This window comes from Neisseria sp. Ec49-e6-T10 (assembly GCF_051132615.1).
Classification (GTDB): Bacteria; Pseudomonadota; Gammaproteobacteria; order Burkholderiales; family Neisseriaceae.
In genome coordinates this window covers 1,473,663-1,498,563 of sequence record NZ_CP152375.1, presented here as the reverse complement: position 1 = coordinate 1,498,563, position 24,901 = coordinate 1,473,663, and the positions used below count along the sequence as shown (strand labels likewise).

General features: G+C 40.3%; 16 protein-coding genes, 2 tRNA genes and 3 rRNA genes. 8 read left to right on the top strand and 13 right to left on the bottom strand.

Features of this window, described 5'->3' with window-relative positions:
- Positions 1-10: 10 nt before the first annotated feature.
- Positions 11-913 (bottom strand): recombination-associated protein RdgC, encoded by a 903-nt coding sequence (locus AADH04_RS07735; RefSeq protein ID WP_434779817.1) that lies wholly within the window; start codon positions 911-913, stop codon positions 11-13.
- A gap of 67 nt (positions 914-980) precedes the next feature.
- The gene (recX, locus tag AADH04_RS07730) at positions 981-1,430 is read right to left on the bottom strand and encodes a recombination regulator RecX (RefSeq protein ID WP_434779657.1); all 450 of its coding nucleotides are present in this window, start codon (positions 1,428-1,430) and stop codon (positions 981-983) included.
- Between the two features lie 218 nt (positions 1,431-1,648).
- On the opposite strand from recX, the gene AADH04_RS07725 reads away from it, so the two are divergent.
- A complete protein-coding gene (locus AADH04_RS07725; protein ID WP_434779656.1) occupies positions 1,649-1,930 on the top strand; it encodes a hypothetical protein in 282 nt (93 codons plus the stop codon).
- A gap of 189 nt (positions 1,931-2,119) precedes the next feature.
- Here the strand turns inward: AADH04_RS07725 and tenA are convergent, their stop codons facing one another.
- From tenA to AADH04_RS07700, 5 genes are all read right to left on the bottom strand, one after another.
- The gene (tenA, locus tag AADH04_RS07720; protein WP_434779655.1) at positions 2,120-2,779 is read right to left on the bottom strand and encodes a thiaminase II; all 660 of its coding nucleotides are present in this window, start codon (positions 2,777-2,779) and stop codon (positions 2,120-2,122) included.
- A 19-nt stretch (positions 2,780-2,798) separates the two neighbouring features.
- A complete protein-coding gene (locus AADH04_RS07715; protein ID WP_434779654.1) occupies positions 2,799-3,485 on the bottom strand; it encodes a phosphoglycolate phosphatase in 687 nt (228 codons plus the stop codon).
- Entirely contained in the window at positions 3,482-4,216 is a 735-nt protein-coding gene (locus tag AADH04_RS07710) for an SDR family NAD(P)-dependent oxidoreductase (RefSeq protein WP_434779653.1), read from the bottom strand. The genes AADH04_RS07715 and AADH04_RS07710 overlap by 4 nt, the downstream gene beginning before the upstream one ends.
- 3 nt (positions 4,217-4,219) lie before the next feature.
- Entirely contained in the window at positions 4,220-4,891 is a 672-nt protein-coding gene (gene rpe / locus AADH04_RS07705; protein ID WP_434779652.1) for a ribulose-phosphate 3-epimerase, read from the bottom strand.
- 122 nt (positions 4,892-5,013) lie between these two features.
- Positions 5,014-5,859 (bottom strand): DUF817 family protein, encoded by an 846-nt coding sequence (locus tag AADH04_RS07700; protein ID WP_434779651.1) that lies wholly within the window; start codon positions 5,857-5,859, stop codon positions 5,014-5,016.
- A 179-nt stretch (positions 5,860-6,038) separates the two neighbouring features.
- On the opposite strand from AADH04_RS07700, the gene AADH04_RS07695 reads away from it, so the two are divergent.
- A complete protein-coding gene (locus AADH04_RS07695) occupies positions 6,039-6,836 on the top strand; it encodes a transporter substrate-binding domain-containing protein (protein WP_434779816.1) in 798 nt (265 codons plus the stop codon).
- A gap of 67 nt (positions 6,837-6,903) precedes the next feature.
- On the opposite strand, the gene AADH04_RS07690 is transcribed toward AADH04_RS07695, so the two are convergent.
- From AADH04_RS07690 to AADH04_RS07665, 6 genes are all read right to left on the bottom strand, one after another.
- Positions 6,904-11,451, bottom strand: coding sequence for an autotransporter outer membrane beta-barrel domain-containing protein (locus AADH04_RS07690; RefSeq protein ID WP_434779650.1), 4,548 nt, complete (start codon positions 11,449-11,451; stop codon positions 6,904-6,906).
- A gap of 366 nt (positions 11,452-11,817) precedes the next feature.
- Positions 11,818-11,930: ribosomal RNA gene (rrf, locus tag AADH04_RS07685) — 5S ribosomal RNA — on the bottom strand.
- Between the two features lie 124 nt (positions 11,931-12,054).
- A 23S ribosomal RNA gene (locus AADH04_RS07680) occupies positions 12,055-14,946 on the bottom strand.
- A 299-nt stretch (positions 14,947-15,245) separates the two neighbouring features.
- Positions 15,246-15,321 (bottom strand) — tRNA-Ala (locus AADH04_RS07675).
- A 17-nt stretch (positions 15,322-15,338) separates the two neighbouring features.
- Positions 15,339-15,415: transfer RNA gene (locus tag AADH04_RS07670), tRNA-Ile, on the bottom strand.
- A gap of 69 nt (positions 15,416-15,484) precedes the next feature.
- A 16S ribosomal RNA gene (locus AADH04_RS07665) occupies positions 15,485-17,024 on the bottom strand.
- The 16S, 23S and 5S rRNA genes sit together here with 2 tRNA genes alongside, the layout of an rRNA operon.
- 472 nt (positions 17,025-17,496) lie before the next feature.
- On the opposite strand from AADH04_RS07665, the gene AADH04_RS07660 reads away from it, so the two are divergent.
- The 6 genes from AADH04_RS07660 (at position 17,497) to AADH04_RS07635 (ending at position 24,897) form a co-directional block, all read left to right on the top strand.
- A complete protein-coding gene (locus AADH04_RS07660) occupies positions 17,497-18,357 on the top strand; it encodes a replication initiator protein A (RefSeq protein ID WP_434779649.1) in 861 nt (286 codons plus the stop codon).
- A gap of 505 nt (positions 18,358-18,862) precedes the next feature.
- Positions 18,863-20,212, top strand: a complete 1,350-nt coding sequence (gene gltP / locus AADH04_RS07655; protein WP_434779648.1) for a glutamate/aspartate:proton symporter GltP — start codon at positions 18,863-18,865, stop codon at positions 20,210-20,212.
- 60 nt (positions 20,213-20,272) lie between these two features.
- A complete protein-coding gene (glmS, locus tag AADH04_RS07650; protein ID WP_434779647.1) occupies positions 20,273-20,677 on the top strand; it encodes a methylaspartate mutase subunit S in 405 nt (134 codons plus the stop codon).
- Positions 20,678-20,735: 58 nt separating this feature from the next.
- Entirely contained in the window at positions 20,736-22,133 is a 1,398-nt protein-coding gene (gene glmL / locus AADH04_RS07645; RefSeq protein WP_434779646.1) for a methylaspartate mutase accessory protein GlmL, read from the top strand.
- A gap of 33 nt (positions 22,134-22,166) precedes the next feature.
- Positions 22,167-23,624: a methylaspartate mutase subunit E gene (locus tag AADH04_RS07640; protein ID WP_434779645.1), complete on the top strand. Its 1,458-nt coding sequence runs from the start codon at positions 22,167-22,169 to the stop codon at positions 23,622-23,624.
- Positions 23,625-23,652: 28 nt separating this feature from the next.
- Entirely contained in the window at positions 23,653-24,897 is a 1,245-nt protein-coding gene (locus AADH04_RS07635) for a methylaspartate ammonia-lyase (protein WP_434779644.1), read from the top strand.
- Positions 24,898-24,901 lie beyond the last annotated feature (4 nt).

Genomic DNA, 24,901 nt, shown 5'->3' with positions numbered 1-24,901 from the left:
ATTTATCCCTTTATTTAGTTTCCAAACCGCCTAAATGACTTAATAACTCCTCAATCATTTGCCCCAAGCTTTCACACATGATGATTTGACTGGCAGCAATCAACGTTTCTTTATCTTCACCTTCATTACTGGCTTCTTCTTGTAGGACATCTAAAAATTGAATACGCTTAAACGCAAAATCCTGAGTCAAAACAAAACGAATTTTATCGTCCCAAATCAACCCTAACTGCGTAACGGTTTTATTGTCCAAATGCGCCCTTATTTCATCAGCCGTTAAATCTTGTTTAGAGACACGAACCGTTGCAGCGGCCTCACCAACACCTTTTAACTCGCAATCACTGTCTAATACAAAATTACCTGCCGCCTCTTTTTGATTGAGCCACGTGGTCATTAAGGTAGAAACACTCATCTGTGTTTTAGGCAATGCGGCTTCTAAGCCCCCCAAACATTGGCGCAATTTACTCAACATGCCTTCTGCTTTATTGGGTGTGCTTTGATTAATCAACAAAAAGTCTCGTTTTGCATCAAATAAAGCTTGGGTTCTCCCTGAGCGAGTAAATGCTCTTGGTAGCAAATCGTCTGTAATTTGCTCTTTTAATGCTTGTTTCTCTTTTCGGCCAACATTACGTGCTTCTTCTTGTTCTATATGGAAAATTTTATCATTTAAAACATCATTAATCACACCCGAAGGCAAGACTTTTTCTTCTTTTTTTAAAGCGACTTGAACACTGTGTTGAACAACAAAAGCTAACTCTTCTGGGCGGGTGTCAACTGGTGCAACGAATCCCTCGCTGAACCACTCCAAACCCTGACAAGGCGCAAAAGCAGCATCGTTCAATGCTTTTTGTAAAGTATGTTGCTCAGGGGTTTTCCCTTTTGAAATCGGATAAAAACTTAACTGCTTAAACCACATCATAATCAACTCAATCAATTTTAAAATCTAAAAGATGTATTTTAGCCCATTTTAAAGTTTCTGGTAATTAACTTTGCTCTTCTTTCCACAACTCAAAAGCTCTTTGAATGACATCAAAGCCAAACCCCCGATAAGCCAAAAAACGCATTTGTTTGTTTTTTTCATCCAAAGATAAGGGTAAATGACCATATTTTTTTTGCAAAACCATTAAAGCCGTTTGTGCTTCTTCTGCGGTACTTGGTTTGGTCTCCTGAAAAAGTGTTGTATCGACACCTTTTTGTTTTAATTCTTCAGCTAAGCGCAGTGAACCATATTTTTGTTGTCGAGCCAAGACAAAATTTTCCACATAACGCTCATCAGATTGCCAATTTCGGTCTGCAAGTTCATCCAATAAAGCCTCTAATTGTTCTTGGCTTTCAGCATGTGGTGCCAGTTTTTGTGAGAGCTCTAAACGACTCATTTCTCTTTTAGCCAGATAATTTAATGCTCGGCCTTTTAAAGATATTTTTTGTTTCATATAAAAAACCAAATAACGTGTAAATGATGTTACATCATACTTTTCAAAATGATAGTTTATCAAACTTCTTCTAGATATACCTATTATGAAGAAAATGTGAAGATGCAATCAAACAAAAATATTACGACTCTACAAGAGTTATTCAAGGAAAAAAAGGCACACATACTTATGTATACGAATATGCAGAATCGAAAGGGGAAAATATTTCAGTTGATAAAATGCTCTCTGCTGTTGACTCTGCAACAGCAATTGCTGACTCTGTACAAGGTGCAGCAAACTCAGCAAGAGGTGTTGGTACAGGGGTTAAAGCAGCAGAGAAAGGTTACGGTACCAGAGGTGTTTCTAATAGCACTCGCTCAGTAGAAAATAATGTACAAAATATTCAAGATCATGCAGACAATCTGAAAAACCTTGGCGCAGGAGGAGAGGTTACTTTATATAAAGTACTTACTGTTACCTTTAACTCAAAAGGCGTTGTCACTCGCTATGCCTTACGTTAAGTCTTAACAAAAAAGGATATTCTTGTCTTAAATGACAAAGAATATCCTTTTTTATGCACTATAAACAATTTTTATTTTATGCTATTGAGGCGTTCCACCATCTTTAAAGAATATGCCACTGAACCTAATATCATAAAACAACTTTTCCTTAGAAAAAAACTCTGTTAAATTTAAGTATTTTTTATGTATCTATATTGGCCAAGTTGCCAACTGATAAGCACTGTCCCAAAATAAATACTCCATCTTGGTTGCCATCATAAAAGCCTCATCCATTTGTTTTTGCACAAAAGAACTTTGGTTTTGTGCCAACTGATCAGCCAAATGTATAGCAACTTTGACTGCCTGGCCATATTCTTCACCTGAGTATGTCTGGATCCACTCAAAATAAGGATGATTGTTTTTTTGGTAATTGGCCAAAATATAATCCCCTACATGTTTATAAATCCAAAAACAGGGTAATATCGCCGCCATACCGATCGCGGCATGATTCATACTGGTTTGTGCCAATAAAAACTGAGTATACAACACACAAGTCGGTGTCGCTTTTAATTGCGTCTGCCCATCGGTTTTGCTCAAGTACTGCTGATGCAGCACATTTTCCACAATAATGGTATCTTTTAAAAACCCCAAAAAAGTACTGGTTTGCTCGGTATTTTGTAACTTGGGTATAATATTAGCCAAAGCACGACCATACTCTTTTAAATATAAAGCATCCTGCTCAATATAATGAATAAATTTTTCCTGAGGCAAGGTACCTTCCATTAACTCTTGATTAAAGGGTTGTTGCACAATTTGATCAATAATGGGAGCAGCTTGTTGCCATATTTTTTGTGTCCAAACACCTGACATTTTTTCTCCTAATTCTATGTTAATGCTTCACTTCTGAAGGATGCAAAACATCATATAATTTAGATAATTGCTCAATCACACAATCTGGCTGATAATCCGCAACAGTCTCATAACCATAAGAGACCCCAATGGCAACACTGCCAGCATTTCTAGCGGATAAAATATCATTACGAGAATCCCCAACCATAGCAATTTGTTCAGTCGTGATCTGTAATACATCAGCCATATGCTGCAAAGGTAAAGCAGAAGGTTTTTTCTCTGCCAAGGTATCACCACCAATAACTAGGCTAAAATAGTCAATTAATCCTAAATTTTTTAATGCCCGTACGGCTAAGAACTCTGTTTTATTGGTAATCACAACCAAAGGATATCCTGCTGAACGCAACAAAGCTAGGCCATTTTCAACATCAGGGTAAATAATGGTGTGATCAGTGATATGCTCACTATAATACTGCATAAAAAAGGTAAAACCTTTTTCCCATAAAATTTGTTCTGCCTGAGCTTCTTTAGAATCAGTCAACGCACGATGTACCAACCTCCCAATACCATCGCCTACATATGATTGAATTTGCTCAGCAGGCAAATAAGACATTCCTAAAAACTGCCGCATCGCATTAGCTGCCGCGGCCAAATCAGGAATAGAGTCAATTAATGTGCCATCTAAGTCAAACGCAAAAGCTTGAACTTGGCTTAATGTAATCATCACAATTTCCTTATATCAACATTCACCTTCTGACCAAAAGCTTTACTATGAATAAAATTGAGGATTTTTTGTGCTGCAACATCGCTCCTACTCAGTTGCCCCTCTTCATGTAAAGTGATAAAACGCTCAACATTAGGGAAATCCTGTTCACTTTGGTATCTAATCTTTTGTTGCATACCTGTATCTACCACACCAGGGGCAAGTGAAACAATTTTAATATGCTGATGCTCTAACGCTACCACTTCACTAAATTGGTTCAAAGCCGCTTTAGTCGCACAGTAAACACCCCAACCAGAATATGCTGTCGTCGCCGCGCCAGAAGATATATTCACAATCTTCGCTGGTGTATCGCTTCCCAATGCAGAAACAAAAGCATTCACCAATAAAATAGGTGCAACAGAATTGAGAAAAAAGCTTTTTTCAACAGCACCATTTGGATAATGCCCACTTAATGCGATTGGCTCAACGGTACCGGCATTATTAATCAATAAAAGCTGACTAATATGCTCATCTTGTGCAAAAACAGCCAATGCCTCTTGTATCAACCCATTAGCATTAAAAGAAGCACTTAAATCAACCGCTTTGTGAACAAATTTTTCATGTTTGAATACAATATCATCTGGACACGTTCTGGATACACCAAACACTTGAGCACCTGCCATTAAGCATTGTTTGGCTAATTCTTTACCCAAACCAGAAGAAACGCCTGTAATCATCACGCCTGTATGATGCATGATCTATGACCGTTCTAATTGTTGGCGCATGGCACCAATTGCTGCTGCATAGTCACCATTGGCAAATATGGCAGAACCTGCAACAAAAGTATCTGCACCAGCTAAAGCAATTGAGGCAATATTATCGGCTTTAATCCCACCATCAACTTCAATGGCAATTCGCTTTCCTGTTTCAGCTTCGTATTGATCGGTCAACGATTTTACTTGCTTAATGCGCTCAATTGATTGGGGAATAAATTTTTGCCCACCAAAACCAGGGTTAACCGACATCACCAAGACCATATCCAATAAATCCAAGACATGTTCCAATACATAAACGGGGGTTGCTGGGTTTAAAACCAAACCAGCCTGGCAACCAGAATCCTTAATTAAGGACAAGCTACGATGAACATGATCACTTGCTTCAGGGTGAAAAGTAATGATATTGGCACCAGCTTTCACAAACTGCCCAATTAAAGCATCAACTGGACGCACCATCAAATGAACATCAATAGGAACGGTAGCATATGGCTTTAAAGCTTCACAAACCATCGCCCCAAAAGTAAGATTAGGAACATAATGGTTATCCATCACATCAAAATGGATAAGATCTGCTCCTGCAGCAATGACATTAGAAACTTCTTCACCTAAACGTGCAAAATCAGCAGATAAAATACTAGGTGCAATGCGGTACATAAAAAATGGTTCCAAGAAATAAATCAGGGCTAAAGCATACCGCTTTACCCAGATAATGACCAGCAGAAAACAGGCTTAATTGATTTATAATCTTAACATTTTATTTCGACCAATGGGCAAGATTAACCGAGGTTTTTCAATTTAAATTGAGCCACAACCACAAAAGTGACGACCATTAATAAAGACCATGATACAACCTTACCCCAGTGAACAATTTCCCACGCCTGTAGTTGATTAGGATAAGCCCATGCACCAAAATAAGTAGCAATATTTTCTGCTACCCATAACAATAAGCCACATAAGACCAAACATGATGGTACAGAAAGACTCAATGTATTCCTATATGGCGTAATATAAATTCTGGTTTGCCAAAACAACAATACCAAAATACCCATCAACCACCAACGAACATCTGTCACAAAATGATGAGTAAAGAAATTCAAGTAAATTGCTCCTGCAATAAGAAATGCCTTATAAAAAGAAGGATATCCCTCTAAAAATACAGAACAGCGGCGCCACATTTGTAATAAGAAGCTGGCCACAGCCGAATACATAAAACCACTGTATAAAGGCACTCCTGCTATTTTACTGTAAGCCAATTCAGGATAAACCCAAGAACCAATGTCTGGTTGTGTTTTAAAATACTCCAAAATAAAACCCAACACATGAAAAATACAGATGACTTTAAGTTCTTTTAAACTTTCTTGTTTGAATAAAATTAACGAAGCCTGAACCAAAATCAACATCAGTAAAATAAAATCATAGCGGGGTAAACCTAATATGGTTAGATGCTTGGATATTGCCAAAACCACAAAAACAGATAAAGCAAACGAGCAAGATTGGGCACCTTTTAAAATCAACCAAAAACATTCCTGACAACCATTTAATAATAATTGGTTCAAGGATGCTTTGTTTCGATTAATAGAAATATTATTTGGTACTCCCAAAATCAATTTACTCAGAAACATTGTTTTTCTTTCTCTGTCATCAAATCAGAAAGAATGATAAAAATTTGAGGTGAATACAGAATGAAGCTCAGGTGAAATTTATGTGAAGAATAAATAATTCGATAAAAAGAAAAATATTATTGCCCACAAACAGAAAAACTTGGTTTAAGATAAAGCATGTTTAATTTTAGAAAGTATCAATCAACATGAAAAAAATATTGGCCTTATTAGGCTTAAGTTTAGCAATTGGTTTAGGAGGCTGTTCAGAAAAAAAGGCGACCGAACAAAATACTCAAAATGCCGAGGGAGCGTCATCTGATAAAGTATATCGGGTTGCAATGAATGCTGCTTTTGCCCCCTTTCAATGGGTAAGAACAGATGGCAAAATCATTGGGTTTGAAATTGATCTGGTTGATGCCATGGCAAAAGAAGGAAACTTCAAAGTCGAATATGTCAATACACCATGGGATACGCTTTTTGCTACGTTGCCTTCAGGCGACAATGATATTTTATCTTCAGCCATTACCATTACAGAAGACCGAAAACAAGCCATGGATTTTAGCGAACCTTATTTTGAAATCAAACAGGTGATACTGGTACCTAAAGGGAAAAACGTTCAATCTATTGAAGACATAAAGAACCTCAATAAAGTCGCAGTAACAACAGGTACTTCTGCCGATGCGGTTGCACAAAAAACACTGGGCAAAACCAGCAATAAAATTGCCCGTTTTGAAAGTTTGCCCTTAGTCTTAAAAGAAGTTGAAAATGGGGGAGCAGATGTTGCTATTAGCGATAGCGCTGTTGTTTCCAACTATATTAAAAACAATAGTGATAAAGGCTTTACCATTGTTCAAATTCAAGATTCAGCACCAGAATTTTATGGTATGGCTGTTCGTAAGGGAGATACCGAAACATTAAAAATGGTGAATGAAGCTTTAGCTAAAGTTAAAGCCAGCGGAGAGTACGATAAAATTTACAATCAATACTTTGCCCAATAATACAAATTACTCATAAAGAAGGCAACCCAATAGGTTGCCTTCTTCAACTAAAACAAACACTTAAAAATTACCACTGATAATTCAAGCCAGCTTGACCTTCATAACGGGTGTAATTATCGCCTCCCCATTGTGCGCCTACCTGACCCCATACCTTCCAGTTCTTCGAGATCGTACCCTGTAATCCTAATTTCGCTTCCGCTCTGTCTTTCGGTACGCCATCTTTTAGCACTTCTCCATTAAAGCTTAGCTCGTTCTTCGCTGTATGATGTAACCAGTTCGCTTCTATAAATGGTTTCGCACTGTAACCTTCTATTGCTCTACCATATAATCTTGCACCCACTCGGGTAATCACATCATCTGCTTTTGAGCCACTGACTTTTAGCTTGTTTCTGTCTTGGTGATCATCTGCACTATAGTTGTTGTAGGTCACTTGAACTTGCGGTGTCAACATGATTTCTGTGTTGCCTCGTGTCGCCAAATGCATGCCATAGCCCGCTTCCAACGATACTGCCCAGTTGTTTGAATCGTATTTTTCTTCTTTCTCTGTTTGTCCTTGACCACTGACTTTGTTTTTGTACCAACCATATTGTGCCCAGCTGTCTACATATAAGCCCTTGCCCTGCGCTTCATCTGCAAACCATGTGCCATATAAGCCAACACTATAACCAGTTACTTTGCCTTTGGCTGTCGTCCCTGTCTTCTTCGATCTAACATCTGATTCGGTTTGACCATAAGCACCCATTAAACCTAAATGTAAATTCCCTTCTTGCACCTGCCATTTGCCTATGTCTCCACCCAAATGGATCAGGTTGCTGTCAGTGTCTACTTTCATATTGCCATTAACGCTGTCGTTCTTGGTATTGCTGGTTGCTGCTCTTACCCATACAGACGATTTCTTCTCACTGCCCCCTGCTATATTGTTCGCATGCCCTTGTCTGTCATATAAGGTATGCATAAATAAGGCTGATGCTGCTGTCTGGTTCGCTAGGTACGCTCCTGTGGCTGGGTTAAACAATGGGTTATTCTTGTCAAACATATTGCTAAGATACCAGTTTTGATCAGCACTGCCTTGGCCCAATACGTATTCGTATAGGCCTGATACCATTGGCTTAGCCAGTTTAAAGCTATTGGCACTGCTTGTGCCTAGGGTTTCTATGACTTTAATCCCTTCGCCTTGGGTCTTTTGCCCTGCATCACTTATAACGTTAATCTCTAATGCTGTCGCACCACCTGCCCCTGCTATACTGTCGTCAATAACAAGTATGTCACTTAGACTGTTTACATCGCCTTCATTTAATACGGTATCCAGTTTTAAGGTACCACCATCTGAAACAAATAGACCTCCACCATAAATGCCTGCTGTGGCACCACCACCAATCACTAAGATATCCCCTGCTCGTTTGTTCTCGGTTAAATCTATTGTGCCTCTATTCTCAAAGGTGTTTAGGTTGAGTAGCTGACCTTGAACGATTCCTGTATTATTGATGCTTAATGCGCCTGAGGTTATGTATTCGTTTGTGGTGTCTACTGTACTCTCGCCTGTCACTGCTGCTAATCGTACAGTACCTGTGAGTTCATTTTTAAATACGTCATTGCCACCGCCAAAGTTTGAAATCGCTACGGCTTTGGTGTCTCTGATTAAATCGCCATCTGTATCAGCAAAGTTGCGAATATTGAAGCTGTTTGATGAATAGTTATTGAATGTGCTGTCCTCCGCGCCACCTGTAACATATCCAGTAACCGTACCATAGTTATTTACAGTTAAGGTACTTCCTGCTACAGAATCACTCATAATAACATGGTCTGTTAATGCATCAACAACACCATTATTTTCTAAAACATGCGTTGCTAAATCCGTTCCATCGGTTCCTTTAAAATGAATACCGTAGCCTGAACCGCCATGAACTTGTGAAGAAGCATCAATTTTTATTGTGCCTACCCCATTTGATCGAATTTGTAACCCGCCAACGCCTTCTGTTGCATCAACAATGGCATTGTTATGTAAGTTAATCGTTGCATTTACACCAGTCGCACCAGAACCAGCATCCCAAGCTGCAATCCCAATTGCATTCCCACCTGATACCGTATTACCAACAACTTTAATGGTGCCATCTGAATAATCTACTGTGACTTTACCATTTACTTTTGTTGTACCCACATCAATACCATGATTATGTACCACATCACCAGCAACTTGGCCTGTAGTGATATTATTTGTGGCTATTAATGTTAAATCATCACCAACTGAACGCGCATAAATTCCTCTTGCATTTGTTGTATTAATGACTCCATGACTGTCTATAACAACATTACCACCTTTACTATCCACATAAATTCCAGCTGCGTCTTTTCCCTCCGTTGTCAACAAACCTATATTGGTGACTTCAACATCACCAGAGCCCGCATGAGCGATTCTAATTGTACTGGCGGCAGCACCCGCACCCTGAGTAGATAATTCGCCAGAATTAATAATGGTTGCTTTACCCGTCGCAGTAGCATCCTTAAACTGAGCAAAAATAGCAGCTGAGCTAGGTGCTAAACCATCTTGCGCTAAACCTGTACTAACTTTTGTACCTATATTCTTGATATTGATCTCACCTGCAGCAGCCCCAGCTTGAATTGCAACAATTCCATAATTGGAATTACCTGTTGCTGCAAGTGTAGGATCCAAAGTGTTAATCTCGCCGCCTTCAGTGATGATATTAATATTTAAATTCGAAGCACCTGTTCCTGTATTTTGAATATCAATACCATCACTATTGCTGCCTTTTAAGTTAATCATTGTATCTTTAACATTAACATTAATATCACCAGATATTGCATTCGTTAGAGCAATAATACCGTGAGAATCAGCGTGAACTCCTGCCGTCCCTGAACCCGATGTACTTAAAGTACCACCTAATTGATTAATAGTCATACCATGACTGTCTAAACCAGCATAATCAATTACAGCACGAATAGCACTGGCTCCATCTCCTGAAGTGGTAATATCCCCAGTATTATTAATAATTAAAGATTGAGCATTACTTTTTAAAGTCGCATAAATTCCATTCGCAGCATCACCATAGGTCGTAATTTTTCCAGTACTTTGAATCAAAAAATCTCCTGATGTTGTAGAAGCACTAGAGGAACCTCCACTTAAAGCTACTATCCCATGGGCACTATCTCCCCAAGTTTTAATTTCTTGACCAAAATGTTCAATAGTTAAAGAGCCTGTACCATCTTGGCGACCATAAATTCCTCGATTAACGCCTGTACCAGTTGTTTCAATCGAAGCCCCTTTAAATGTTAAAGTAATATCACCCGTATTGTTAGCAGCGCGAATTGCACCATAAATACCTTCAGCAGAACCATTACCTGTAGTTTTAATCACACCATCTGCGATTACAGTAATATTACTACTATTATTTAATGGAGAACCTGTTTGTTCACTACCAATAATGGCATGGATACCATCTGCATTAGCATAATTGGTTTCAATATAACTATTACTGCCAGTTTCTATTTCAATATTACCACTGGTTGAATCAGTTGTATGTTCCGCACGAATACCAGAAGCATCATCACCTTGCGTAATAATGATGCCATTATTTTTAATCGTTGTATTGTGGTTTTTATTAAGTGTATAAATGCCATGAGCCAATTTACCAGCATCACCTACAGCATTAGAATGAATTGTACCTGTATTGGTAATATCAACAGTAGCACCTGCAGCTTCTGAAGTAGGAATACTACCATCAGCAGGTACCCACACGGTATTAGCAGAAATACCGTATGCGTTAGCACCGTTCGTTTCTATATTGGCATTTGTTGCCATGATAATTTTAGCATTTTTATTTTGATAACCCGTTGTAGCACTTAACCCTTTACTACCATCTCCATCTGCTTTTAACAAAATGCCTGCACCAGTACCAGCAAGGTTAACAACAATATTACCTTGGCTGCCTTTTGCATTCATATGAATTGCATTACCAGCCAACACCGATATTGTTCCTTCACCAGTATGAGTTAAAGTCGAATTACCTAAACCATTCGAATTCACTTCTATACCATCTAGCTCAGTATCGCGCCAAGCTGCATTATTGGTTAAATTAAACTTACCAGTAATTTCAACAGAAGAATTTCCTGTACTGGTCACCAAAACACCCGTATCAGCAGTAGGAGATGTTGCTAAGGTGATATTTGTATTTCCTTTAAAGGAAGCATTCGCACCTCCTGTTCCAGAAGACACATGAACACCAAAACCTACACCACCATTATTAATAGTAATATTACCGTCACTAACCAACTCACCTTTGCCAGCACCTGTTCCTTGTATACGTACTGTATGAGTAGTTGCATCTGAAATAGTGCCTGTTCCAGTTAAGGTTAGCTTAGAGTCTTCATCCGTGCCAGTAGCAATACAAGTAGTCGAGCCTAAAGATCCCCCACTGCCCAGATTAGTACTACAGTTAGCGGCCAGAGCGGTATTAGCAGAAGCCAACAAGCCTGCGGTAGCAGCGAGCGTAGCAGCCTTTTTCATCACGTTTGATTTGGTCTTACCCTTCGCCAACTCCGATGTCACCACCCAATGTCCCGTTAACTGACTAAACACGACTCTGTATACTTTGTTCATAACTACCCCTTTACCTTTAATTCTATAAATTCACCATTATCGAATTCAAATATTGATTTAATTCGATAATTTAAATATTAATATTAAATTTATTATACTTTTATTTACGAATAGAAAGCACAGAATTTTAACTAATATTTACATTTCAATTAATAAACAGCTTTAAATACAACATAGTTTAAATATTAATAATATTATATTAATAATATAATCCTTGAATATAAATGTACCAATTAAAGTGAATAAGAAAAATAATCATTCTTAAGCAATAGAAGAGCTAGAAGCTCAAATGAAGGACGGAATACAGATTATAGAAATATAAAGAAGAAGAGCCCAGTTACAGTGTAACTGGGCTCTAAATGGGGAGTTTGGCGGTGTCCTACTTTCACATGGGTATCCACACTATCATCGGCGCTGAGACGTTTCACGATCCTGTTCGGGATGGGAAGGCGTGGGACCATCTCGCTGTGGCCGCCAAACATAAACTTGTACAAATCAGTAAAGCCATATGGCGTTCTATTCAAACACCATACTTCGAAATCTTTCAGGTAATAATTATACCTCAACAACAACCATCCGTCGCGCCTAAGCACTTCAAATGATAGAGTCAAGCCTCACGAGCAATTAGTATCAGTTAGCTACGTGCCTTACAGCACTTCCACACCTGACCTATCAACGTCCTGGTCTCGAACGACTCTTTAGGAGGATTAAATCCTCAGGGAAGTCTCATCTTCAGGCGAGTTTCGCGCTTAGATGCTTTCAGCGCTTATCTCTTCCGAACTTAGCTACCCGGCTATGCTTCTGGCGAAACAACCGGTACACCAGAGGTTCGTCCACTCCGGTCCTCTCGTACTAGGAGCAGCCCCCGTCAAACTTCCAACGCCCACTGCAGATAGGGACCAAACTGTCTCACGACGTTTTAAACCCAGCTCACGTACCACTTTAAATGGCGAACAGCCATACCCTTGGGACCGACTACAGCCCCAGGATGTGATGAGCCGACATCGAGGTGCCAAACTCCGCCGTCGATATGAACTCTTGGGCGGAATCAGCCTGTTATCCCCGGAGTACCTTTTATCCGTTGAGCGATGGCCCTTCCATTCAGAACCACCGGATCACTATGTCCTGCTTTCGCACCTGCTCGACTTGTCGGTCTCGCAGTTAAGCTACCTTTTGCCATTGCACTATCAGTACGATTTCCGACCGTACCTAGGTAACCTTCGAACTCCTCCGTTACTCTTTGGGAGGAGACCGCCCCAGTCAAACTGCCTACCATGCACGGTCCCCGATCCGGATAACGGACCTGGGTTAGAACCTCAAAGTCACCAGGGTGGTATTTCAAGGATGGCTCCATCAGAACTAGCGTCCTGACTTCTTAGCCTCCCACCTATCCTACACAAGTGACTTCAAAGTCCAATGCAAAGCTACAGTAAAGGTTCACGGGGTCTTTCCGTCTAGCAGCGGGGAGATTGCATCTTCACAACCATTTCAACTTCGCCAAGTCTCAGGAGGAGACAGTGTGGCCATCGTTACGCCATTCGTGCGGGTCGGAACTTACCCGACAAGGAATTTCGCTACCTTAGGACCGTTATAGTTACGGCCGCCGTTTACTGGGGCTTCGATCCAGAGCTTGCACCCCTTCACTTAACCTTCCAGCACCGGGCAGGCGTCACACCGTATACGTCCACTTTCGTGTTAGCACAGTGCTGTGTTTTTAATAAACAGTCGCAGCCACCTTTTCTCTGCGGCCCCTTCGCCCTTCGGATGTTCTCCTACAAGCTAATGGGGCATACCTTCTCCCGAAGTTACGGTATCAATTTGCCGAGTTCCTTCTCCTGAGTTCTCTTGAGCGCCTTAGAATTCTCATCCTGCCCACCTGTGTCGGTTTGCGGTACGGTTCGTTATAAGCTGAAGCTTAGTGGCTTTTCCTGGAAGCATGGTATCAGTTACTTCTGATCCTTAGATCATCGTTATCACTTCTCGGTGTTATAGAAGGGCGGATTTGCCTACCCTTCACACCTACCGGCTTGAACAGACACGTCCAACAGTCTGCTAACCTAACCTTCTCCGTCCCCACATCGCACTTATAACAAGTACGGGAATATTAACCCGTTTCCCATCGACTACGCATTTCTGCCTCGCCTTAGGGGCCGACTCACCCTACGCCGATGAACGTTGCGTAGGAAACCTTGGGCTTTCGGCGAGCGGGAATTTCACCCGCTTTATCGCTACTCATGTCAACATTCGCACTTCTGATACCTCCAGCATCCTTCTCAAGACACCTTCAACGGCCTACAGAACGCTCCTCTACCATATGTAATTACTTACATATCCGCAGCTTCGGTTATCAGTTTGAGCCCCGTTACATCTTCCGCGCAGGACGACTCGACCAGTGAGCTATTACGCTTTCTTTAAATGATGGCTGCTTCTAAGCCAACATCCTGGCTGTCTGGGCCTTCCCACTTCGTTTACCACTTAACTGATTATTTGGGACCTTAGCTGGCGGTCTGGGTTGTTTCCCTCTTGACAACGGACGTTAGCACCCGCTGTCTGTCTCCCACGCTCGCACTTTCTGGTATTCTGAGTTTGCCATGGGTTGGTAAGTCGCAATGACCCCCTAGCCATAACAGTGCTTTACCCCCAGAAGTGATACGTGAGGCACTACCTAAATAGTTTTCGAGGAGAACCAGCTATCTCCGAGTTTGTTTAGCCTTTCACCCCTATCCACAGCTCATCCCCTAATTTTGCAACATTAGTGGGTTCGGTCCTCCAGTGCGTGTTACCGCACCTTCAACCTGGCCATGGATAGATCACTCGGTTTCGGGTCTACACCCAGCAACTTGACGCCCTATTAAGACTCGCTTTCGCTACGCCTCCCCTATCCGGTTAAGCTTGCTACTGAATGTAAGTCGTTGACCCATTATACAAAAGGTACGCAGTCACGGATCAAGTCCGCTCCCACTGTTTGTATGCATCAGGTTTCAGGTTCTATTTCACTCCCCTCCCGGGGTTCTTTTCGCCTTTCCCTCACGGTACTGGTTCACTATCGGTCGATTACGAGTATTTAGCCTTGGAGGATGGTCCCCCCATCTTCAAACAGGATTTCACGTGTCCCGCCCTACTTCTCGTACGCTTAGTACCATCACTCAGTTTTCGGATACGGGCCTTTCACCCACTATGGAAGAACTTTCCAGATCTTTCTCCTAACTCAGTCATTATCTCGTACAGGCTCTTGCGCGTTCGCTCGCCACTACTGACGCAATCTCGGTTGATTTCTTTTCCTCCGGGTACTTAGATGGTTCAGTTCTCCGGGTTCGCTTCTCATGACCTATGTATTCAGTCATGGATACCATACATAATATGGTGGGTTTCCCCATTCGGACATCGCGGGATCAATGCTCTATTGCCAACTCCCCCACGCTTTTCGCAGGCTTACACGTCCTTCTTCGCCTGTAATCGCCAAGGCATCCACCTGATGCACTTATTCACTTGACTCTATCATTTCAAATGCCTAAACATCTTACTTAAACAGATTCTCGTTGTTGTGTCACTCCACACGCCTTTTGTCTTCGTGCTTCGTGTATTTCGATACAATCATCACCCAATTTGATACATTTATTCAGTCAGTCAATTCGAGAATGAATCCTCAAATCAACTCCAAAAAAGCTGTATCGCTTTGTTGATTTCGGCTTTACTAATTTGTTAAAGATCAGTGCGCTTTTAATCGCAAATCAAAATACTCTCTCAAGTAAGTTATTCCCTTACTCTTAAAAATCCTTTGATTTTCGATTATGTGGTGGAGGTAAACGGGTTCGAACCGATGACCCCCTGCTTGCAAAGCAGGTGCTCTACCAACTGAGCTATACCCCCATTTAAGATCGTTCAGTTGGTGGGTCTGGGAGGACTTGAACCTCCGACCCCACGCTTATCAAGCGTGTGCTCTAACCAGCTGAGCTACAAACCCAAGGTCTTGCGCATCTTTACTATATTAAACAACCGACAAGTGTGAGCACTGCAACACCTCTTTCTCTAGAAAGGAGGTGATCCAGCCGCAGGTTCCCCTACGGCTACCTTGTTACGACTTCACCCCAGTTATGAAGCATACCGTGGTAAGCGGGCTCCTTACGGTTACCCTACCTACTTCTGGTATCCCCCACTCCCATGGTGTGACGGGCGGTGTGTACAAGACCCGGGAACGTATTCACCGCGGCATGCTGATCCGCGATTACTAGCGATTCCGACTTCATGCACTCGAGTTGCAGAGTGCAATCCGGACTACGATCGGCTTTCTGAGATTGGCTCCACCTCGCGGCTTGGCTACCCTCTGTACCGACCATTGTATGACGTGTGAAGCCCTAGCCATAAGGGCCATGAGGACTTGACGTCATCCCCACCTTCCTCCGGTTTGTCACCGGCAGTCTCATTAGAGTGCCCAACTAAATGATGGCAACTAATGACAAGGGTTGCGCTCGTTGCGGGACTTAACCCAACATCTCACGACACGAGCTGACGACAGCCATGCAGCACCTGTGTTACGGCTCTCTTTCGAGCACCCCTAACTTTCATCAGGGTTCCGTACATGTCAAGGCTAGGTAAGGTTCTTCGCGTTGCATCGAATTAATCCACATCATCCACCGCTTGTGCGGGTCCCCGTCAATTCCTTTGAGTTTTAATCTTGCGACCGTACTCCCCAGGCGGACAATTTCACGCGTTAGCTACGCCACTAAGAGCTTTTAATCTCCCAACAGCTAATTGTCATCGTTTAGGGCGTGGACTACCAGGGTATCTAATCCTGTTTGCTACCCACGCTTTCGAGCATGAGCGTCAGTGTTATCCCAGGGGGCTGCCTTCGCCATCGGTATTCCTCCACATCTCTACGCATTTCACTGCTACACGTGGAATTCTACCCCCCTCTAACACACTCTAGCTTGCCAGTTCCAAACGCAGTTCCCAGGTTGAGCCCGGGGATTTCACATCTGGCTTAACAAACCGCCTGCGCTCGCTTTACGCCCAGTAATTCCGATTAACGCTTGCACCCTACGTATTACCGCGGCTGCTGGCACGTAGTTAGCCGGTGCTTATTCTTTTGGTACTGTCAGCCTCACTAGGTATTAACCAGTGAGTTTTCCTCCCAAACAAAAGTCCTTTACAACCCGAAGGCCTTCTTCAGACACGCGGCATGGCTGGATCAGGGTTTCCCCCATTGTCCAAAATTCCCCACTGCTGCCTCCCGTAGGAGTCTGGGCCGTGTCTCAGTCCCAGTGTGGCGGATCATCCTCTCAGACCCGCTACTGATCGTCGCCTTGGTAAGCCTTTACCCTACCAACTAGCTAATCAGACATCGGCCGCTCGAATAACGTGAGGCCCAAAGGTCCCCCACTTTCATCCTAAGATCGTATGCGGTATTAGCTCACCTTTCGATAAGTTATCCCCCATTACTCGGTACGTTCCGATGCATTACTCACCCGTTCGCCACTCGTCAGCAGGAGCAAGCTCCTCTGTTACCGTTCGACTTGCATGTGTAAAGCATGCCGCCAGCGTTCAATCTGAGCCAGGATCAAACTCTTATGTTTAATCTCTTGCTATTACTAAATTTCTGGTCTGCTTTTTCTCAAATTCTTCAACAGGACTAATGTCCTTGTATACAAATTTAATTTCGCAGTGTGAGGCATTACAGCACTCACACTTTTCGGTTGTCTAATCTTTTAAAGAGCAGCTGCATCAGCAGCGAAGAAAGCGAACTATACAGACACAACTACAACCTGTCAACACTATACACCCCCTGTTTTTGAAAATATATACTAAATCGCTGTTTAGTATAAGGTTTAAATATGCTTTTAAAAAAACACTTATTTTAAACGGCAGCATTATTTGTTTGTCTATACAATACATATTAACTGACGTAGCACAATATATATACGTTAATGGTAACTGTATAATAAGATGTTTAAATCTGTTCTACACTTAAGTTTCGACTTAAGATTTGCACGTATCTTTAATTATTGTTCCTAACAGAATACTTTAATTTAGTTAGGTGGAGCATTTGTGAAAAAAAAACCTGAACATCAGCTTAATTTTTTTATGGTAGATGCTTTTGCTTCATTGTTAAAAAATCATCATATTCATATTGACTGTCCTATTTTTGTTTTAAAAGCAGGCAATGTTGCTTTGCGTAGATATAAAGATGAACATGCTTTAATCGTGGTAGAACCAGGAGAATATGGCAGTGCCACGATATACGATAAAGATTTATTGATTTACTGCATCAGCAAGCAAGTAGAAGCGATGCGCATTTATGGTGTAGATATTGATCAAACTATTCAATTTAAGGCCCATGACTTTTTAGTCACGACAAACAGAAGAACAGATGGGGATAACTATAAGAGGCTGATTGAAGCTTTACATCGTTTAAAGGATACAACAATAGAAGTATATATAAATGATGAAGGTTATCAAAAATCTTTTTCTTTTGACTTAATTGCTTCTTGGTGCATTCTGGAAAAATCTGATAAAAAAAGAAGAATGGAGGCCATTGAGATTACTCTACCAGATATTATTCACGAAGCAATCCTTGCAAAAAAATTACTGGCTTTTCATGCAGATTATTTTAAGCTCAGAAAACCTCTTGAACGTCATTTATATACTCTGGCAAGAAAATATTGTGCCACTCAAGTCAAATGGTCTATTGATTTAGAGTCTCTGTATCAAAAAACAGGGACAACAGCGACAATTCATGAGTTTCGTCGTCTAATCAGGAGCACAGCGAAACTCAATAACTTACCAGAGTACCAATTAAGGTATGAAACTGGAACGGATATTGTTCACTTTTACAAACAAGGCGCTCGAGGTTATAAAGCACAAATTCGTGATATGGTGAATCAATTAAACAAAAAACGAACTCTTTAAAGAGCGGTTAATATTTTTTAATCACACAAAATATAATTTCGTTGTTTTACACATATTTTTCTTTTAAAAATACTGATATTTCAAAATATCAAGGTATATTTTCCTTTATTACAACAGTTTTTTACAAATATGAATTATTTTTTCTTTTTTTATGAAAAATATAACCCGTTTTTTCATAAAAAAGGTGGTTATATTAGTTGTTTTAAACATATTTAACACGTTGTTTTAAACATAATACAAACGTTCCTACACACAAAAATTATATTTTTAATTCTATAAAATTCAATCATATAAAATATCCATAATCACTTTGTAAGCTTTAATCAAAATTTTTAATTAACATGATTTTTTGTGAACGAGTAGTATCAGTCACATCGCAACATCATAAATTTGTATGAATACAAAAATAACGATAAGTAAGAACAAAAAACGCTCGCATCAAGTTAGGTAAAGAAGCAGTTAACACTATAACAACTAATTTAATGCAAACAATAGGAGCGTCATTATGATTAAAAAGGGGTTTTCTCTCTTCAAACGTAATTTGGCAGTACAGATTGTTGTCGGTTTGATTTTAGGGATTATTGTTGGGGTTTATTTAAACGAAATTCGCATAGATCCAACCCATAGTTTACACCAGCATTACCAAAGTAGTATCACGAATTTTTTTAAGCCTTTGGGTGACATTTTGATCACGATGATCAAAATGATTGTGGTACCAATAGTTGTCACAACTTTAACTGTTGGCATTGCCAGTATGGAAGATGCAAAAAAAATTGGCACAATGGGCGTAAAAACCATTTTTTATTTTGAAGTCATTACGACTGTGGCCATTTTTGTTGGTTTATTTGCTGCAAATGTTTTTCACCCAGGCTCTGGTATTGATTTAAGTGCTCTTGGCACAGGGGATATTTCACAATATCAACAAACCTTGGCACAAACTGAAGATGCACCACATGGCCTTGTGGTTATGATTTTATCCATGATTCCGAAAAATGTGGTTTATGCCATGGCAAATGGCGATTTATTGCCTTTAATTTTCTTCTCTGTTTTATTTGGAATTGGTTTGGTTTCTTTGCCAACAGAACAAAAAGAACCTGTATTAAAAGTATTAAAGGGTATTTCTGAAACCATGTTTGTTGTCACCAATATCATTATGCGCTATGCGCCAATTGGTGTATTTGGTTTGATTGCAATGACCGTAGGTCAATATGGTTTTGACTCTTTAATTTCTTTATTCAAACTTGTTTTATTAGTATACGCGGCAATGTTCTTCTTTGTTGCGGTGGTTTTAGGTGGTGTGGCACGTTTTTGTGGCTTAAGAATGTCAACAATTTGTCGCATTTTAAAAGAGGAGCTGATTTTAGCCTTTTCAACAGCAAGCTCTGAAACTGTACTACCTAAAATCATGGAAAAAATGGAAAAGTATGGTGCACCAAAATCAATCACTGGTTTTGTATTGCCAACAGGTTATTCATTTAACCTTGATGGTTCGACACTATACCAAAGCATTGCAGTCATTTTTATCGCTCAGATTTACAACATTGATCTGAGTTTAATTGACCAAATCACTATTGTGATTACTTTAATGATTGCATCAAAGGGTATTGCAGGTGTGCCAGGGGTATCGTTTGTGGTGTTATCAGCCACTTTAGCCAGCGTAGGCTTACCCATTGAAGGTTTGGCATTCATTATTGGGGTAGATCGTTTAATGGACATGGGTAGAACGGCTGTAAATGTAATGGGTAATTCTTTGGCAATTTTGGTTATTGCCAAATGGGAGAAACAGTTCGACACAGAAAAAGCAAAAGCTTATGAAGCGGAACTAGATGCTGCAAAAGGAAAAGTAAGTACTTAATTTTAAGTTGTTCTTAATCATTTAACTATAGAATTTTTGTATGTAAGGGAGTGAGTAAAAATGGCGCAAAAAACAATCGTGCTGGGTGTGATTGGGGCAGATGTTCATGCTGTAGGCAATAAAATTTTAGCATATGCATTTACTGAAGCTGGTTTTAATGTTGTCAATCTAGGAGTCATGGTGTCACAAAAGGATTTTGTTGAAGCGGCAATTGAATCTAATGCTGATGCCATTACGGTATCTTCTTTATATGGGCATGGTGAAATTGATTGTCGTGGTTTACGCGAAAAATGTGATGAAGCGGGCTTGAAAAACATTAAGCTATACGCTGGCGGTAATCTGGTTGTCGGCAAAGCTGATTTTTCAGAAGTGGAAAAGGTATTTAAAAATATGGGTTTTGACCGTGTATACCCACCAGGCACCACTCCTGAACAAACAATTGCAGATTTAAAAGCAGACTTATAAAAAGGTCAACATTTGAATATAGGTTTGGTCAATTAATTCAAAATGGGTTGAAAGAGCAATGAGGATATTTCTGACTGCTGACATTGGCAGTACGTTTACAAAAGTAACCGCAGTAGATATCGAAGATAAAAAGATCATCGGCTGCGCAAGATCTTTCACAACAATTGAAACCAATGTTATGGAAGGTTTTGAAAATGCTCTTGAAGAATTGTCTGTTCAATGTGGCAAATTGACGTTTGAAAAGAAGGTAGCGTCCAGTTCTGCTGCTGGTGGTTTAAAAATGATTGCGGTGGGTTTGGTTCCGGACTTAACAGTCAAAGCATCTAAACTAGCAGTGACCAACGCAGGCGCAAAAATTTTAAAAACCTATTCGTATGAGCTGAGTATACAAGAGCAAGAGGAAATTTATCAGTTAAACCCTGATATGGTTTTGCTTTCTGGTGGAATTGATGGAGGCAATAAAGAGGTCATTATTCATAATGCAAAAGTACTTGCAAGAATTGACCGAAACTTTTCTATTGTGGTTGCAGGAAACAAAAGTGCAGTGGATGAAATTGGGCAGATTTTACGTCATGCAGGCAAACAAGTTGTACTGTGTGAAAACGTGATGCCTGAATTTAATAAACTGAACATTGATTCTGCAAAAAAAGCCATAAGAGATTTGTTTATCAAAAACATTATTTCCGCTAAAGGGCTGGATAATTTACAAAGTATTTTAGCTACGGAGATTATCCCTACACCACTGTCAGTATTTGATGCAGCTTGTTTATTAAGTAGGGGTACTAAAACACAAGCTGGATTAGATGAATTGATGATTTTCGATGTTGGTGGTGCAACAACAGATGTGTACTCAATGTCAGATGGCTACCCTTCTCGCCCGAATGTCTTTGTGCATGGCATTCAAGACCCTTTTGCAAAAAGAACGGTTGAAGGTGATTTAGGGATGCGTTATAGCATATTGCCATTGGTTGAAGAAGCTGGAATAGAACAAATTGCCCGACATGTTCAGACAGATGAAGCAACTATCCTCAATTGGTTAGACGTATGTCAAAGAGCACCTGATACTGTGCCAGAAATAGGTAGCCTACAAAAGCAAATTGATGACGAGTTCGCAGCGATGGCGATTAAAATTTCGGCAGCTCGTCATTGTGGCTTTGTGGAAACTGTATTTACCTCAATGGGAGAAGCATTGTCTCAAACGGGTAAAGATTTAACTCAAGTTAAATATGTTATTGGGACAGGAGGCTCTGTTATTAATAGTGCAAAACCTGAGTATATTTTAGGTAAAGCACTATACCAACCAGCAGATTTAAACTTACTCAAACCATTGACGCCAACGTTGTTATTAGACAAGAAATATATTTTATCTTCGATGGGGCTTTTATCTAAATTAGAACCAGATGTGGCGTTGTCGATTATGAAAGAAGAGCTTTTAACAAATGGTCATATAAATTGAAAATGTATGTGATTAAAGGAAAGTGAGAACGTAATGATTATTGATTTAAAAAATGAAAAGTTAAGCGATGACGTGTTTTACAGTACTCAAAAAGAGGTTTTACAACAATGGCCTACTGGTAAAGAGGTTAATTTTGAAGAAGCTGTTCGTTATCAACAATCTATTCCTGAACAAAAACGTTTTTCTGTAAAGCTAGATAAAGCGAAGAAAAACAATGTGACCTTGATTCAACCTCGTGCGGGGGTGGCTTTAGCAAAAGAACATATAGAGCTACTTAAATATTTAGAAGACGAAGGTGGTGCTGATTTATTGCCATCAACCATTGACAGCTATACTCGTCACAACCGATATCAAGAGGCCCAAGTTGGGATTGACGAAAGTAATAAATTAAATCGCTCTTTATTAAATGGTTTTCCTGCGGTAAACCATGGTGTGGAAGTATGTAGAACCGTGACTTCTTCTGTAAAAAGCCCTGTTCAGGTGCGTCATGGCACACCCGATGCACGTTTATTAACTGAAATTACAATGGCAGGTGGTTTTACTTCATATGAAGGCGGTGGTATTTCTTACAACATCCCTTATGCAAAAGAACACTCTTTAGAAAAAACGATTTATGACTGGCAGTACTGTGACCGTTTAATTGGTCTGTATGAGGAAGCGGGTATTACCATTAACCGTGAACCATTTGGCCCTTTAACAGGTACTTTGGTTCCTCCTTGTATGTCTAACTCTGTTGCTGTTTTGGAAAGTTTATTGGCTGCGGCACAAGGGGTCAAACATTTAACGGTTGGATATGGCCAATGTGGTAATTTAATTCAAGACGTAGCCGCAATTAAATCATTACAAAAGCTAACGGAACACTACTTGAAACAATATGGTTTTCATGATGTTGTTGTGACTACTGTATTGCATCAATGGATGGGAGGCTTCCCACAAGACGAATCTCAAGCATTTGGTGTGATTTCTTGGGGAGCTGCGACTGCTGCTTTAGCGGGTGCGACAAAAGTTATTGTCAAAACACCCCATGAAGCAATGGGTGTCCCAACAAAAGAAGCCAATGCAGCTGGATTGAAAGCAACCAAGCAAGTTGTTTCTATGTTAAGTGATCAAAAATTGGTGAGTTTGACAGAAGTCGATCAAGAATGCAGCATTATTGAAGCTGAAATGCATGCTATTTTGGAAGCAACTTATAAAGCAGGCAAAGGAGACTTTGCAGTCGGTACTGTACGAGCATTTGAAGCTGGTATTTTGGATGTGCCTTTTGCACCAAGTAAATACAATGCGGGCAAAGCTTTACCAGCTCGTGATAACAACGGAGCTGTACGTTTATTAGATTGCGGTAATTTACCTTTTAATGCTGACTTAAAAGAATTACACAGAAGCAAATTGGAAGAGCGTGGTAAAGCTGAAAAACGTGCAGTTAGTTTCCAAATGGTGATTGATGATATTTATGCAATCGGTAAAGGCAACTTAGTTGGCCGTCCAAAATAAACATTGACACTTTATTAGGAGATTTAAAATGAAAATTACTCAACTTGTTTGTTCTGCTGGGAAAACGGGCTTCTTCTTTGATGACCAAAAAGCGATTAAAACCGATGCAAAAGCAGATGGCAATACTTATGTTGGCACCCCTGTAACAGATGGGTTTACTCAAATCAGACAAGCAGGTGAATCCATTTCTGTGATGTTGGTTTTAGAAGATGGACAGGTGGCTTATGGGGATTGTGCTGCGGTGCAATACTCAGGCGCAGGTGGTCGTGATCCTCTGTTTTTGGCTAAAGATTTTATCCCTGTTATTGAAAAAGAAATTAAGCCTTTACTCGTTGGTAAAGATATCACCAGTTTTAAAGAAATGGCGGAAAAAGTAGATCACTTAAAAACAGCAGAAGGAAAACAGCTTCATACAGCCATTCGTTATGGTGTGACTCAGGCTATTTTAGATGCAGTGGCAAAAGCACAGCATAAACAAATGGCACAAGTGATTGCTGACGAATACGGTTTAACTATTTCAGACAAAGTAATCCCTATTTTCTCTCAGTCTGGCGATGACCGTTATCTGAATACCGATAAAATGATTTTAAAAGGTTCTGATGTTTTACCTCATGCTCTGATCAATCATGTTAAAGATAAGTTAGGGGAAAAAGGGGAAAAACTGGAAGAATATATTAAATGGTTAAGAGACCGTATTATTTCTTTACGTCCTTCTCAAGAATACCACCCTGTTTTACACATCGATGTATATGGCACTTTAGGGTTAGCATTTAATAATGATTTTGAAAAAATTGTTGCGTATTTAGGTAAGTTGGAGCAAGCAGCAAAACCTTTCTCTTTAAGAATTGAAGGCCCAGTTGATGTAGGGGAAAGAGAACAACAAATGCTGGCACTTAAAACGATTCGTGAACTTTCAGAAGCCAAAGGAATTCATGTTGAAATTGTGGCAGATGAATGGTGCAATACTTATGAAGACGTGCAGTACTTTACTGACAATAAAGCTGGTCATATGGCGCAAATTAAGACCCCTGACCTAGGTGGAATTAATAATGCGATTGAAGCTGTGATTTATTGTAAACAAAATGGTATGGGGGCCTACCTAGGGGGCACTTGTAACGAAACAGACCGCTCAGCTCAAGTATGTGCACATATAGCCATGGCTACTTCACCCATTCAATGTCTGGCTAAACCGGGTATGGGCGTGGATGAAGGGTATATGATTGTATTTAATGAAATGCAACGTATTTTGGCGTTAAAAAATATAGGAAGATAATCAA

Bases quoted from the DNA above. Each gene is read 5' to 3' on its own strand.
- AADH04_RS07735 (WP_434779817.1), bottom strand. From the start codon at position 913: ATGTGGTTTAAGCAGTTAAGTTTTTATCCGATTTCAAAAGGGAAAACC.
- recX (WP_434779657.1), bottom strand. From the start codon at position 1,430: ATGAAACAAAAAATATCTTTAAAAGGCCGAGCATTAAATTATCTGGCT.
- AADH04_RS07725 (WP_434779656.1), top strand. From the start codon at position 1,649: ATGCTCTCTGCTGTTGACTCTGCAACAGCAATTGCTGACTCTGTACAA.
- tenA (WP_434779655.1), bottom strand. From the start codon at position 2,779: ATGTCAGGTGTTTGGACACAAAAAATATGGCAACAAGCTGCTCCCATT.
- AADH04_RS07710 (WP_434779653.1), bottom strand. From the start codon at position 4,216: ATGCATCATACAGGCGTGATGATTACAGGCGTTTCTTCTGGTTTGGGT.
- rpe (WP_434779652.1), bottom strand. From the start codon at position 4,891: ATGTACCGCATTGCACCTAGTATTTTATCTGCTGATTTTGCACGTTTA.
- AADH04_RS07700 (WP_434779651.1), bottom strand. From the start codon at position 5,859: ATGTTTCTGAGTAAATTGATTTTGGGAGTACCAAATAATATTTCTATT.
- AADH04_RS07690 (WP_434779650.1), bottom strand. From the start codon at position 11,451: ATGAACAAAGTATACAGAGTCGTGTTTAGTCAGTTAACGGGACATTGG.
- gltP (WP_434779648.1), top strand. From the start codon at position 18,863: ATGATTAAAAAGGGGTTTTCTCTCTTCAAACGTAATTTGGCAGTACAG.
- glmS (WP_434779647.1), top strand. From the start codon at position 20,273: ATGGCGCAAAAAACAATCGTGCTGGGTGTGATTGGGGCAGATGTTCAT.
- glmL (WP_434779646.1), top strand. From the start codon at position 20,736: ATGAGGATATTTCTGACTGCTGACATTGGCAGTACGTTTACAAAAGTA.
- AADH04_RS07640 (WP_434779645.1), top strand. From the start codon at position 22,167: ATGATTATTGATTTAAAAAATGAAAAGTTAAGCGATGACGTGTTTTAC.
- AADH04_RS07635 (WP_434779644.1), top strand. From the start codon at position 23,653: ATGAAAATTACTCAACTTGTTTGTTCTGCTGGGAAAACGGGCTTCTTC.